This window comes from Desulfonema magnum (genome assembly GCF_017377395.1).
GTDB classification, from domain to species: domain Bacteria; phylum Desulfobacterota; class Desulfobacteria; order Desulfobacterales; family 4be13; genus Desulfonema_C; species Desulfonema_C magnum.
Genome location: NZ_CP061800.1, coordinates 421755 through 436379, shown reverse-complemented (window position 1 = coordinate 436379; position 14625 = coordinate 421755). Strand labels below are relative to the sequence as shown.

Here is a 14625-nt window from a genome sequence, read left to right as displayed (position 1 = left end):
TATCAATCATCAATTATCAATTTTCCTTTTCTTCTTTTAATTTGTAGGCATATCTTTTTATCAGGCGAAAGCTGGTTGAGAGGATTACCCCTCCGCTCATTACTGCAAGGAGGCCGGGAACCCATTTGTGTTCAATATATTCAGGGGTTTTACAAGCAACTAAGATTCCTGTAATGGCAAATAAAAATACAAAGACCATGAAAGCAATCGTTGCAAGACAGGCTTTTCCAGAGTCATACCAGGGAATAATAACTTTTCTGTATAAAGGAGTTGGATCAAGGCGCATAGTTTAGTATATTTGTTATTCCGGAGTGCCAAAATTATTGTTTGGCAATATTTGCAATGTCCGGAAACTGTGATTCTGCCAATCTGTAAGTTTGGCACACCGGATAATTAAAAGGCTATATGCTACTTATCTTGTCAGGAAAAATCAAGGCATAAATATCTCATGCTTCACCGAACGGCGTTCCCTTCGACAGGCTCAGGGAACGCTCTCCAATGCTGTTGACATAGGTAATTCCGAACGAATCCGGAGTGCAAAAATTATATTTTTGCGCCTGCGAAAAAGTATTTTTCGCACTCCGGAGAAAATACCGGAAGACCCGCTTACTCTTAATTCAGCAGCATTGAGCCTGTGGGAAAATGCTGTTGACATAGGTAATTCCGAACGAATCCGGAGTGCAAAAATTATATTTTTGCGCCTGCGAAAAAGCATTTTTCGCACTCCGGAGAAAATACCGGAAGACCCGCTTACTCTTAATTCAGCAGCAGCCTGTGGGAGGTAACACCGCCCCCTGAGCCTGTGGGAGGGAACGCCGCCCCCTGAGCCTGTGGGAAAATGCTGTTGACATAGGTAATTCCGAACGAATCCGGAGTGCAAAAATTATATTTTTGCGCCTGCGAAAAAGCATTTTTCGCACTCCGGAGAAAATACCGGAAGACCCGCTTACTCTTAATTCAGCAGCATTGAGCCTGTGGGAAAATGCTGTTGACATAGGTAATTCCGAACGAATCCGGAGTGCAAAAATTATATTTTTGCGCCTGCGAAAAAGTATTTTTCGCACTCCGGAGAAAATATCGGAAAACCCGCTTACTCTTAATTCAGCAGCATTGAGCCTGTGGGAAAATGCTGTTGACATAGGTAATTCCGAACGAATCCGGAGTGCAAAAATTATATTTTTGCGCCTGCGAAAAAGTATTTTTCGCACTCCGGAGAAAATACCGGAAGACCCGCTTACTCTTAATTCAGCAGCAGCCTGTGGGAGGTAACGCCGCATAGGTGTAAAGTTAAGGATACTTAACTAACCTGCTAACGGTATGATTTCAAAAAATAAATTCACATTTATCAGATTGAAAAGACGGAAAGACAGAGGCATGCCTTTACCCGGCTGCCCGAGTTCCGAGAGGTTTACCTTTACATATTTATAGTTTTCAAGAACTGCTCCGTCGATAAGTACATCAAGGGAGTTTTTTCTGCTTTTCTGCCTCTCTTTCCGGCATGTGTCAGTTATTTTTGCTATCATTTTCCTGACATGTTTTGCCGCTTTGTCAGCAGAATCCGAAAGCAGCACTGTCAGACCGGCTATGTTTCTTCTGAAATATTTCACTGTCTTGTCAATACTTACCTCTTCGCCGAGTATCCGCCATGCCTCTGATCTGGCATTCGAATAACAGTAGGATATGAACATCACAACTATCGCTTTTCCCAATACTTCGCACCTGAGCCTGTCCTCATTGTTTCTTACTTCTGTTTTATGAATGTTCAATACCGATTTAAACTGTTTGAAAAATAATTCCACAGACCATCTGATCGGATAAAATGCAAGGATGGTTCTCACATCCTCCGTTTTCTCAGCAGGAATATTTGTCATCATAAAGTTCCACTCACACAGTCGCAGTGATTCTTTCTTGGGGGTTCTTCCTTTCTTTTTGGCATTCTGACACATTTTTCTCCGTTTTTTGTTTGCAACTTCTTCCGGAACTCTGACTGCGAAAAAGCGTATCTTTATCTTTTTCTCTTTGTTTCCCGTATAACATTCGAATTCAAATATTGTCTCATTGCCGTTCAGCTTTTTCAATATCTCCGAGATTCCGATTCTCTCATATTCTTCCCCTTTCTTTATATACAGACCGATTCCGGAATAATTAAAACGGGATATGAAAAAGGCTTCTTTGTCATCAGTTATTTTCAGCATGTCCGCAATTGAATATCCCAGATCGAAAATAAGCAGATCATCCGCGCTGATCTGATCGCCCAGTGTCTTCGAATAACTCTGATCGTTACACGTTTGTTTTTTTATATCAAACAGCTGAATCACTCCGGTTTTGTAATCATACATTAACTGAACTTTGCAACCCGCAATGTTATATCCCGGAAATGCGGATTTCAGGCCCGGGGGCAGCTCCCATGACGAACTGTCAATAATATTCACTCTGCCGAACTGATTTAATACGTCAATATTGATATTATGTCCGTTTTCAGTCGCCGTTCTGAAAAAAAATGAAAAAACTTCTGTCAGAAAATCAATGGCATACTGATTAAAACGGTCATTTATTCCCGCCCTTGAAATACATTCGGACAGATTTTCCGCTATGGCACCCAGAGTTATTGTGGTCGTTGTCAGCGAACCGAAAGTCAGCGATATGAAAAATTCGAATGCGTCCAATTTCCGTTTTCTCTTTATGAAACCGGTTTTTTCAGCTATTTTTCTGATCTTTCCTTTTTTGAAAAACTTTTTAACTGTTCTGACATCAATTTTAATCTGTTTATTTATCATTGCACAGTCCTCCCAAATATGATCTTATGAGATTGTCGGATATTTTGTTTTTTTCACACAGTCCGGAATATCAGCATGTGCTGAGAGATGCAATGAAAAAGTAATTTGCGACACGGCATTTCTTGCATTTTATTTAAACAACAACCATATGTTATAAAAGGATATTTTTACAATTCAGCAGTTCCTTAACTTTACACCTATGGGTAACGCCGCCCCCTGAGCCTGTGGGAAAATGCTGTTGACATAGGTAATTCCGAACGAATCCGGAGTGCAAAAATTATATTTTTGCGCCTGCGAAAAAGCATTTTTCGCACTCCGGAGAAAATACCGGAAGACCCGCTTACTCTTAATTCAGCAGCATTGAGCCTGTGGGAAAATGCTGTTGACATAGGTAATTCCGAACGAATCCGGAGTGCAAAAATTATATTTTTGCGCCTGCGAAAAAGTATTTTTCGCACTCCGGAGAAAATACCGGAAGACCCGCTTACTCTTAATTCAGCAGCATTGAGCCTGTGGGAAAATGCTGTTGACATAGGTAATTCCGAACGAATCCGGAGTGCAAAAATTATATTTTTGCGCCTGCGAAAAAGCATTTTTCGCACTCCGGAGAAAATACCGGAAGACCCGCTTACTCTTAATTCAGCAGCATTGAGCCTGTGGGAGGGAACGCCGCTCCCTGAGTTTGTGCCGTCCCCTGAGTTCGTGGGAGGGAACGCCGTCCCCTGAGCTTGTGCCGCCCCCCGCCCCCTGAGCTTGTCGAAGGGGGGGAGAAACATCATCAGGCAAAAAAACAGCAAAAAGTGATATTTTTTAGACTGTCCAGGTCTGATCCGGCCGGAAAGCCTGTCCCTGCGTTTGCAGGAATGACAAAAAAACTTGATTATCGAGTATCAGGTGTTAGGAGCTAAGTGTTAATAAAAAGTACAAATTTTTCATGCTTTGTTGTGACTGGCAGGACATGGCCGTTTATTAAAAAATGGTTGAAGTTCATTTTTCTTTGCGCTGTATTTATGAGCATGTTATGGGGATGTGCTATGACACCGAAAAAATCTTTTTTTACAAATGATAAATCGGGTCTGCCTGGTGAAGAAAGGATTATTTCAGTTCAGACGGGGCTGCCTGTATCTTCTGATATCTTATGGGCTGACCTGGACACTGTTCAGGTAATATATGTTGGTGAAAAACACAGATATGCTGCTCACCACAGAGTCCAACTCAAGGTGATAAAAGAACTGTTTAAAAGATATCCGGAGCTTTCCATTGGTATGGAAATGTTTGACCGTTCATATCAGCATGTGCTGAACCTCTGGTCCTCCGGAAAACTGGATCAGGAAATATTTTTAAAAAAAACGCATTGGTATGCCAATTGGAAGTTTGATTTTGAATTATATCATGATATTCTTAATTTTATAAAAGAAAAAAACATACCGCTTGTAGGTCTGAACATACCGTTTCATATTCCTCCCAAAATTGCTGTTGGCGGCATTGACAGCCTTATGGATGATGACAGGAAATATATTCCGGAAAAAATAAACGTTTCAGATACGGACCACAGGGCATATGTGCAAGAAGTTTTCACACATCACCCGCATATCAGGGGAAGAGATAATTTTGAAAATTTTTATGTGGCCCAGTGTGTGTGGGATGATGCCATGGCCGAATCTGTCGCTCTCAACCTGAAGGAAAATAAAATGGTTGTCCTGGCAGGAATCGGGCATGTTCAAAAATTCGGAATACCGGACAGAGTCCTGGACCGGACAGGTAGCGATTTCAGAATCATTCTCCCGACATCCTCGACAACTGAATCGGAACATCCTGCTGCTGATTATCTCTGGATAACCCCCCCAAATAAGAAACGTCATTCAAGTCCAGATGATTAAAAATTAAAAGCCAATTTTTTTTGGCTTTATATGCAAAAAACATGCCAATTAAGTCAGAAAATGGTCGGAAAAAAAATTTTCTACCTCTTACCTTTCTGTTTTTCTTTGCAATCCGCCTAAAGCATAACACTACATATTGATTTTTTTGATTGACATACAACAATATATTGCGATAATCAGAACTGTCTGTTGAAAACAGACTTTGATTTTTTGGCCTGTGAAATGCTAAAAAATTTTTGTCATTTTTTGGGAAAATAATTAAAATCGCGAGGTGTTACTTGTGTTCGAAAATATAAAAAAGCGTGACGGAAGAATTGTCAGCTTTGATTCATCAAAAATTACAACAGCAATTTCAAAGGCAGGAAAAGCAACCGGAGAATTTGGGGAAAGAGAGGCCAAAAAGCTGATGCTTCGGGCGGTCACTTCAGCCCGTGAGGTGTGTCAGTCTGTTCCCGAAGTTGAGGAAATTCAGGATATTGTGGAAAAGGTGCTTTTAGACTCCTCATTTTCCAAAACAGCCAAAGCATATATTCTGTACAGAGAACAGCATACCCAGATAAGAAATATGGCGACCAAGGCAAATGTTGATCTTGTTGACCAATATCTCCAGAATCTGGACTGGAAAATAAATGAAAACAGTAATATGTGCTATTCTCTTCAGGGACTTAATAATTACATTTCATCAGATATCACCTCGGAGTACTGGCTGAACCGAATATATCCGCCGGAAATCAGAAATGCTCATAAAAACGGAGAGTTACATATTCATGATTTGAATCAGTTATCCGTATATTGTGTGGGGTGGGATTTAAAAGACCTTCTGCTGCAAGGCTTCAGAGGGGTTCCGGGCAAGGTGGAAAGCGCTCCGCCCCGGCATCTGAGGACAGCCCTGGGGCAGTTGGTGAATTTTATTTATACACTCCAGGGGGAAAGTGCGGGTGCCCAGGCAGTTTCCAATTTCGATACGCTTCTTGCTCCTTTTGTGCGTTATGACAGCCTGAATTACAAGGAAGTCAAACAGGCCATGCAGGAATTTGTCTTTAACGCCAATATTCCTACAAGGGTGGGCTTTCAATGTATGTCAGAGGATACCGAAATTCTTACTCCTGACGGATGGATAGGATATGAGGACATTGATGTCGGGCAGATAATAAAAACCTTTAATGTGACAACCGGGGAAATTGAAGATTTGCCAGTGAAAAAAATGTTCTCAAAGCATTATGAAGGTGAGATGTATAACCTGAAGAACAGGATTCAGGATCAGCTTATCTCTCCTGGTCACAGGGTTGTGAGGAAAATTTTCAATACAGATGACAGGTTTGTGCTTGAGGAAATAGAAAAAGTTCTGGAGTACAAATCACCTGTAATCATACCGATAACCGGAAAAAACTGTAATCCGCCTAAGAATATCTCTGGTGAAGAAATAAAACTGCTCGCATGGATCATTGCTGAGGGATCAAAGGAGAGTTACATAAAACACCGCCACAGTCACAGAATTACCATATATCAGTCTCAGATTGCAAGCCCTGAAAACTACGAAGAGATCATTGGTTTGCTGGATAAGTGTGGCTGTGAGTACAGCGTCAGAAATTCCACGCCTGCTCTCGGAAGGCCATCTATCATGATAAGGCTGAACGCTGCATCTTCCCAAAGAATTCTTGATGATTTGTTCAAGACAAGAGAGACGGTTAAATTTATCCCTGAAATCCTGAAGAATATGAATAAGATGCAGGCCAGATTGTTTCTTGAAACATATCTTAAAGCAGATGGACATGAAGGGTGTAAAATCACCACGACGAATCTTGAAATATTAAATGGTCTTCAGCAGATAGCTGTTGACGCGGAGTATGGTTTTACTGTTGCTGTAAGAGAACCGACTATCGGGACAAAGATGATCTATGTATTACGATTGGTAGATCATCAGGGGACATCCATCATGGAAATAAAAAAGGTGGATTATTCCGGGATAATATGGTGCCCGACCACTGACAACGAAACAGTTATCGCGAGAAGAAACGGAAAGGTGTTTATTACTGGCAATACTCCTTTTTTTAATATTACCATGGACTTGGAAGTTCCTTCCGTGTTCAGGGATCATCCGGTCATCATCGGCGGCGAGTACAAAAACGAAACCTACAACGATTTTCAGCATGAAATGAACATGCTCAACGAGGCGTTTGCTGAGATCATGATGGAAGGGGATGCCACCGGAAGGGTTTTCAGCTTACATCCTGAAGAAAAGGTCATCATATATGACAAAAACAAAGAAAAACTGATTCCGGACAGTATCAGTTCCATAATAGACAAGGAACTTCCCGAAGAGGGGGTTTCAGATGTCTCTGCCTTAAATTATGAGGCTCTGTCATTTAACACAGACACTTTCAAAACTGAATTTAAGCCGATTACCCGGTTTGTCAAACACAGAGAAACGAACACATGTGTAAAAGTCAGAACGCATGTCGGAAATGAGGTGGTGGTCACAAAGGGCCATAGTTTGTTTGTTTTCACATCTGAGGGGGAAGCAAAACACAAACCCGTGAAAGAGATGAGTCCCGGAGACTTCATTCTGAGCGCTAAATCATTTCGAACGGACCATCTTAAAGAAAACATCCGCCTGCCTTTACAGAAAATAAAAGGGAGCAAGTATAATGATTCTTTTGGCAGTTACATAGAGCTTTCACCTGTCCTGCTATGGTTATTCGGCTTTTTTGCGGGCAATGGGAACATGCTGTATTCCAATACAGATGCAACATACAAAGGTGTTGAATTCTCTTCCAAAGATGAAACTGTTCTGGAAGAAATCAGAAAAAACATAGAAACTGTATTTCCCGGGATTCATTTTAATGAAGGTGAACATGGCATTACCATTATTTCCTATACCATAAGCAAACTGTTTTATGATTTTTTCGATGGCAATGTTCAGGCGACAACCAAGTATGTTCCCGCGGAAGTCATGAATTCTGTCCATTTTGAAAGCTTCATTGAAGGATATTTTACAGCAGATGGGAACAAAGATGCTTTGAAAATAAGGACTGTGAGCAAAAGAATGTCAGTAACCCTGCCTGTGCTGTTCGCGTACAAGGGGTATAAAACCTATGTGAGAGATTACACATATGAATCCAAGAATACCGTATATCAGTTGGACTTCAGCAAGGATGAGTCTGTTCACAACGTCTTTCCTTTATGGAAATACATCAGAGATAATCTGATAAAGAAAAACAATTGGCAGGTAAAGGATTTTGAGAAATATAAAAGGGACAACCTGAGCCTTGAAAAAATCAAATCCTTGTATCAGGAATTAAAAGACAAAGCTGCTTCGGAAAATTCTGAGCTGCAGGATGACCTGCTGGAGAAGATTATCCACGGGGACCTGTTTCTGGAAAGAATCACCTCCATCGAAGATTTTGTTTACTCCGGGTATGTTTATGATTTTTCTGTGGAAGATAACGAGTCTTTTATCGGGGCGAACAGTATTGTTTTTCACAACACATTTCCCATTCCGACTTATAATATCACCAAAGATTTTGACTGGAACAATCCCAATCTGAACAAAATATGGCAAATGACCGGTAAGTTCGGGACGCCCTATTTTTCTAACTTTGTGAACTCCGACATGTCGCCGGATGACGCCCGTTCTATGTGCTGCCGGCTTCGCTTAGACAACAGAGAGCTTATCAAACGCGGCGGCGGCCTTTTCGGAGCGAATCCTTTAACCGGATGTTATGATGAGGAAACCGAAATATTGACGGAAGAAGGGTGGAAATACTTCATGGATTTATCCGAAGGAGACCTCGTTTTCACCCTGTCCGAGGATAATATAATAGAACTGCACAAGCCCAAAAGACTGTTTCAGTATGATTACGAAGGGGCGATGTATAATTTCAATGCAAGGTCTCTGGATTTGTGTGTTACTCCGAACCACAGGATGGTGATTGACAAAATTAACAACGGCAAGGAGAAAAGAGACTTTGTGGAAGCCGGAGATTTTGATGTCAATAACCACCGCATCCCAAAAAAGGGGACATGGACAGGTGAAGAAGCGGAATGGTTTGTTCTGCCTGAAATAAAGTTCACGAAATATGGCGCACAGGGAAATACGCCTTATGAAGTGATCAGGGAGCCTCTTAAAATAAATATGGATGATTGGCTCAGATTCTTCGGCTTTTGGCTGGCAGAAGGAAGCTTTGACAACGAAAACATCGCACCCTCTCATGGATACAGGATTTTTATCACACAAAAGAAAGAAAATATCCGGGAGGAAATTGAGGGGGTTTTGGATCGTCTCCCATTCCGCTATGCTACGGAGTCTGACCATTATGTCATCTGTAATAAGCAGTTGTGGACTTATCTCAGGCAGTTCGGAAAATGTCATGAGAAGTATGTCCCAAAAGAGATAAAGAAGCTCGCCAAAAGGCAGTTGAACATCCTCTTTGAATGGATGGTGAAAGGGGACGGACATGTGCGAAAAACAACAGGGCAGATAAACTACTGGACTTCATCCAAAATGCTTGCCGGTGATGTTCAGGAGATTATCCTGAAGATCGGAAAACTTGGTTCCTATGGCATAAGCAAGGACAAAGTCACTTTTATAAAAGGTTGTGAAATCGCTTCTACGAAAACCTGTTATAATGTGGGCGTGCAGATATCCAAGCATCATCGGCTCCGGAAGCATAACATCTCTCAAAGCCATTATGCGGGAAAGGTCTATTGCTGCGAAGTGGAGAACAATACCGTCTTTGTCAGGAGAAACGGTAAGGTAAGCTGGTGCGGAAATTCTATCGGCGTGGTGACGGCCAATCTGCCTCGGATAGGCTATTTGTCAAAAAGTGAAAAAGAATTCTTTGAACGCCTGAAAAGGCTGATCTTTATTGCCAAAGACAGCCTGGGCATCAAACGAAAAATTCTTGAAAATTTTACAGAAAAAAATCTTTATCCCTATTCCAAATTTTATCTGAGAGATGTTAAAAAGGCCACCGGGCTTTACTGGAAAAATCATTTCTCCACCATTGGCATTATCGGTATGAACGAAGCGTGTGTGAATTTCCTGGGGGAAGACATTGGCAGCGAGGTCGGACAGGAATTTTCACTGAGAGTCATGGCGTTTATTCGCGACATGATTTCGGAAGTTCAGGAAGAAACCGGAGACCTTTTCAATCTGGAAGCGACACCCGCGGAAGGCACGTCTTACCGCCTTGCAATGCTCGACAAGCAGCCGTTTCCTGAAATCTCATGTGCCAATGACGAGGGATATTGCAATGGCGAAGATCCTTATTACACCAACTCCAGTCAGTTGCCTGTGAACTATACAGATGACATTTTTGAAACACTGAGGCTTCAGGATGAACTCCAGACCAAATATACCGGAGGCTGTATTGAGAAGGGCAACAAGGTTATCACTGACAAAGGGGCGATAAAAATAGAGGAGATTGTCAGTCACTTCAAATCACTTTCGCCCATAAAAGCATTAAGCTATAACCCGAAAACCGGACAAAGCGAATGGGATCTGATCACAGATGCCGTGACAATAAATGTTGCGAAACATCATAAGATAAAAGTTGTGGCCGAAAGAGGGGTTGAAATAACCACAAGTGACTGGCATCCTTTTTTTGTGATGGAAAAAGTCTCTTTTGACAACCAGTGCCCTGTGTGTGCTGAATCCCTTAAAAATGTCAAGGCTTTTGCGGCTCATTTGAGGCATAGCCAGACATGCCGGGAGAATTATGTCAAATTGTCAAAATACGAAGTTACGGAAAAAAGGGCTGATGAACTCAGGAAAGGCGATTACATTCTGCAAAATTCACAAAATCTTTTGCCGGAAAAAAGTTCGCTTGATTCAGAGTCAGCTTATCTTATCGGCTTTTTTATCGGTGACGGTTCCATATCCGAATTTAAGGACAACCGCGGCGGCAACAACTTAACCAGATACAAAACACACTTCTTTTCGGAATCCAAACCGGTATTGGACAACATTTCAGGTATCTTAAACCGCTTGTTTGGCTGTCAGGTCAGACCTATCCGAAATGACAAACGAAGTGAAAAACTGCTTGAAGTAAGTACCAGCAAAAAAGCTGTGTCAGATTTTCTGTTTCAATATCGCTTTTTTGGCGGTAAAAAAGCCTCTGTAATAAGTATTCCGTCAGAGGTCAAACGTGTTTTGTCAAAAGAAAATTTTTATGGTTTTCTGGCCGGCCTGATTGACAGTGACGGACATGTTGACAAAAAAAGAGGCACTATTGAGTATTATACTGTTTCGGAAAAACTGGCTGATGACATCGTCGAGATGTCTTCCATAGCCGGCGTATTAGTCTCAAAACACAAAAAAACATCCCAAAGAGATAATGAGGCGGATATATACCGGGTATTTATTTCAAGTTACCAGGCAACCCTGGCAAGAGAGGATATCCCTTTGCAAAGGGGTAAGGGTTATGTAAAAGAAGTCCTGTCTGACAGGCTGAAAAGACAATTGCCCGTTGTCAGGGTTCTGAACACTTCGAAACTTGACCCTGCCTCCGAGCAGGGAACAGAAGTGGCGGACAATGATTTTTATGATTTGACTACAGAAAAGAATCATAATTATCTGGCGGGGAACAACAGCTTTGTGTTTGTACACAATACAGTTCTCCATATTTATCTGGGAGAAATGATCAGCGACATTGAAGTGGTGAAAAATGTGATCAGGAAGATTACAAACAAATTCAAACTTCCCTATTTCACGCTTACTCCTACATTCAGCGTATGCCCGTCCCACGGCTATCTGAACGGAGAGCAGGAAATATGTCCTATATGCGGTGCTGAAACTGAAATTTATTCAAGAGTTGTCGGCTATTTAAGACCTGTAAAGCAATGGAACAAGGGGAAGCAGGTGGAATTTAGCAAAAGAAAGACGTTCAAAGTGGCATGAAAAAAAGTTGTCAGTTATTAGCTGACTGACGAATGATAACTGACCCCCTGACCCCTGATAGCTGAGACTGATTGACACCTGATAGCTGATGGCAGACAACTGATAACTGATGATTGGAAAACTGATATGATTTTCGGCGGCTTACAAAAAAATTCGTTTATTGATTATCCGGGGAAGATAAGTTGCGTCCTTTTTCTTTCAGGATGCAACTTTAACTGCCCTTATTGCCACAACCCCGATCTTGTAAAGGGATGTGCGGAATGTCCTCATTTTTTGGAAGAAAACGGGGTGTATGATTTCCTGAAAAATCGCAGGGGACTTCTGGACGGCGTGGTGATTTCAGGAGGGGAACCCACCCTTCAGGACGATCTGGTTTTGCTTTGTGAAAAAATCAAAGACATGGGGTATCCCGTAAAAGTGGATACCAACGGAAGCCGCCCCAAAGTGATACAGGGACTTATAGACAGGAAACTTGTTGATTATATTGCAATGGACATCAAAACCGATCCGTTGCGTTATTCTCCCCTGATAAAAAAACACTGCAACCCGAGTGATATCTTTTCAAGTATCCGAATTATCATGGAGTCAGGTCTGCCTTATGAATTTAAGACAACATGCATAAAACCCCTGGTAAATGATCAGATTATTGAAAATATTTCCCATATTATTCATGGCGCAAGGCTTTATGCCTTACAGGAATTTCGTAATACCGAAGTATTGCACCCTGAATTTTTCCAAGGCAATAAATGCAGTTATGATAAGGATGAACTCATACGATTTAAAGCAATTGCAGACCCCTGGGTGGAGAAATGTGTTGTGCGGTGAACAGATTTCCGGAATGGTGATTTGTGGTTTGTGGTTTGTGATTTGTGGTTTGTGATTTGTGGTTTGTGATTTGTGATTTGTGGTTGGTGATTTGTGAAGGGGTATGGATGCTTATATGAACGGATTTAATCATCAGATCGTTATCTGTTTTGCCTTGGTTTTTTTATTTCTCTCTGTTACGGACATGTCCGCAATGGACGATACACAAAAGCATTTTGCCATATCAGCCATATGCGGGGCCGGGAGTGAGACTTTTCTGCATTATAAGACAGAATTCGGAACCACTGAGAGAGTGCTTCTTGGCACGGCAATGGGAAGCATTCCCGGCTTGGCAAAGGAACTGGCTGACAGCGCAGAGCAAGGCAACGAATTCAGCCAAAGTGATCTGACAGCCGATATCATGGGAGCATTTGCAGGTGCGGTTATCAGCACATTATTCAATGATGCCATACAAATCAGCATGTTCAGTCCGGGTAAGAAAGGCGTGGGCTTTACATTTGCATACAATTTCTAGCTCTGTCTGATCCGGAGTGCGAAAATTTTATTTTCGCATTTGCAAAAATAAAATTTTTGCACTCCGGATTTGTGAAAATTTTTGATATTATAGTTATCTTAATATGTTATGGCAATGCTATCCTTTGAGCAGGAACTGAAACAATATTTCAAAGCGCATCAGATACCGTTTCAGGATAATTCCGGTTCATTCAAAAAACTTGACTTTGCTTTTGGCGACATCAAAACCAAAAAGTATTTTTCCTTTGATGTAAAAGAGAAACGCCAGCGTTATGTCACACGCAACTGGCCCGGCGTGGAAATCCCCGAAGAGCATCTCTTTATTTTAGATGACCTTGCAGCGAGAAAGGTCCTTGCATATGCCCCGAATTCAGGCGTTGTCATTCGGGACAATATCCGCAGAAAATACTTTTTTTTCTCAGTGGTGACGCTTTATTTAATGCCTAAGCAGAGAGTGAACAGAGAAATCAGCAAAAATGTGAAAACCTTGAAAGGAAAGTGGCTCACCGATCTGAGAAACGGCCAGTGCTTTGACACCCTGACGGAGGTCTTTGCCGGGATTGAGTCTTATCTGAATACCAGGGAAGATATATTTTTGCGTATTCTGGAATGCTACGGGGACTATGTCGGAGAGGATGTCCGTAAAGGCGGGATTACACGCCGCCCCGGGCATTGGTCCGTTGATGTCAGAGAAACTCGCTAACCTCCGAATTTATCCCCCTTTCAGTGTACGATAATATCTCATTACTTTTTTCACATAATTCTGTGTCTCTGTGAAGGGGGGAATGCCCTTGTATCGGTCAACTCTCTCAGGACCTGCATTATAACCGGCAAGGGCAAATGACCAGTTTTTGTTAAAACGATCCATAAGCATTTTCAAATAGCGCGTCCCCCCCCTGATATTCTGCCACGGATCAAACGGATCATAAACATTAAGAAAATCAGCCGTTCCGGGCATGAGCTGCATCAGGCCCTGTGCGCCTTTTTTTGAAACTGCCCGCGGGTTAAAATTCGACTCTGTTTTGATAACCGCTTTTAGCAGAGGAAAAGGGATATCATACATTTGTGATGCTTTGTTTATAAGATCATCATATTTGTCTGTGGAATATGAATAATATGAACGGTCAGAAGATTTTTTCTTTATAAAAAGTCTGTACTTCTGAGAGGTTGGCACATTGGTAAAATGTCTGACGCCGTTCTTGTCAATATACTGGTATATATCAGCGCTGACCGGCAAGACAGAACAACATATAAAAAACAATACCAATAAAATTCTGACAGATATTTTTTTATTACGAAAAACCCTTATCTTTCTTATGTGTGATTCCATGACTGTTGGCTCATTTTCTGTTTATATTTTTGAAAAACAAACCGTTTTGCAAAATCAGCATGAGATAAATATGAAAGAGAATTATCTAAAAAAGAAACATACAATTTTTTAAAAACATTATCTTTTTCTTTTTCATCAATAAAAAATTTCTCTCTTTTCTGCTCAAATATCACAGTTTTCCCCAGAACTTCCTCTATTTCATCCGCAGTCATCATTTCCCAGTCATTTTCAACTGACAATGTGTCAGATATGGGAATTTCTATTCTTGCAATGAACGTGAGCTGCCATCTGTCCCCGGCTATCTTCCGAGACGCGTCATAAAGTTTTAATACCTGATTATTTTCAAGCGTTATTGTTTTAACCAGTTTTTCTGTCACAAATTCTCCTCCTCTGCTTACT

The 14625-nt window shown here is 41.4% G+C and carries 12 protein-coding genes; 8 read left to right on the top strand and 4 right to left on the bottom strand.

The window, feature by feature from the left end; translation table 11 throughout:
- Positions 1–16 precede the first annotated feature (16 nt).
- Positions 17–286 (bottom strand): hypothetical protein, encoded by a 270-nt coding sequence (locus dnm_RS01740; protein ID WP_207680998.1) that lies wholly within the window; start codon positions 284–286, stop codon positions 17–19.
- 91 nt (positions 287–377) lie between these two features.
- Between dnm_RS01740 and dnm_RS01735 the strand changes: the two genes are divergently transcribed.
- Positions 378–785 (top strand): hypothetical protein, encoded by a 408-nt coding sequence (locus dnm_RS01735; protein WP_207680997.1) that lies wholly within the window; start codon positions 378–380, stop codon positions 783–785.
- Between the two features lie 106 nt (positions 786–891).
- On the top strand, positions 892–1269 hold the full coding sequence (locus dnm_RS01730; protein ID WP_207680996.1) for a hypothetical protein: 378 nt from the start codon (positions 892–894) through the stop codon (positions 1267–1269).
- A 32-nt stretch (positions 1270–1301) separates the two neighbouring features.
- On the opposite strand, the gene dnm_RS01725 is transcribed toward dnm_RS01730, so the two are convergent.
- Positions 1302–2777: an IS4 family transposase gene (locus tag dnm_RS01725; RefSeq protein WP_207679109.1), complete on the bottom strand. Its 1476-nt coding sequence runs from the start codon at positions 2775–2777 to the stop codon at positions 1302–1304.
- 285 nt (positions 2778–3062) lie between these two features.
- Here dnm_RS01725 and dnm_RS01720 point away from each other — a divergent pair, with 285 nt between their 5' ends.
- The 6 genes from dnm_RS01720 (at position 3063) to dnm_RS01680 (ending at position 13599) form a co-directional block, all read left to right on the top strand.
- A complete protein-coding gene (locus tag dnm_RS01720; RefSeq protein ID WP_207680995.1) occupies positions 3063–3503 on the top strand; it encodes a hypothetical protein in 441 nt (146 codons plus the stop codon).
- A 308-nt stretch (positions 3504–3811) separates the two neighbouring features.
- Entirely contained in the window at positions 3812–4657 is an 846-nt protein-coding gene (locus tag dnm_RS01715; protein ID WP_207680994.1) for a ChaN family lipoprotein, read from the top strand.
- Between the two features lie 280 nt (positions 4658–4937).
- Positions 4938–11558, top strand: a complete 6621-nt coding sequence (nrdD, locus tag dnm_RS30770; protein ID WP_246556167.1) for an anaerobic ribonucleoside-triphosphate reductase — start codon at positions 4938–4940, stop codon at positions 11556–11558.
- A gap of 126 nt (positions 11559–11684) precedes the next feature.
- Positions 11685–12383 (top strand): anaerobic ribonucleoside-triphosphate reductase activating protein, encoded by a 699-nt coding sequence (locus dnm_RS01690; RefSeq protein ID WP_207680993.1) that lies wholly within the window; start codon positions 11685–11687, stop codon positions 12381–12383.
- A 115-nt stretch (positions 12384–12498) separates the two neighbouring features.
- The gene (locus tag dnm_RS01685) at positions 12499–12897 is read left to right on the top strand and encodes a hypothetical protein (RefSeq protein ID WP_207680992.1); all 399 of its coding nucleotides are present in this window, start codon (positions 12499–12501) and stop codon (positions 12895–12897) included.
- A gap of 114 nt (positions 12898–13011) precedes the next feature.
- Positions 13012–13599 carry a hypothetical protein gene (locus dnm_RS01680; RefSeq protein WP_207680991.1) on the top strand — a complete coding sequence of 196 codons (588 nt, stop codon included), beginning with the start codon at positions 13012–13014 and terminating at the stop codon, positions 13597–13599.
- A 9-nt stretch (positions 13600–13608) separates the two neighbouring features.
- On the opposite strand, the gene dnm_RS31095 is transcribed toward dnm_RS01680, so the two are convergent.
- A complete protein-coding gene (locus dnm_RS31095; RefSeq protein WP_207680990.1) occupies positions 13609–14226 on the bottom strand; it encodes a lytic transglycosylase domain-containing protein in 618 nt (205 codons plus the stop codon).
- Positions 14211–14603 (bottom strand): hypothetical protein, encoded by a 393-nt coding sequence (locus tag dnm_RS01670; RefSeq protein WP_207680989.1) that lies wholly within the window; start codon positions 14601–14603, stop codon positions 14211–14213. Before dnm_RS01670 ends, dnm_RS31095 begins: the two co-directional genes overlap by 16 nt.
- Between the last annotated feature and the right edge of the window lie 22 nt (positions 14604–14625).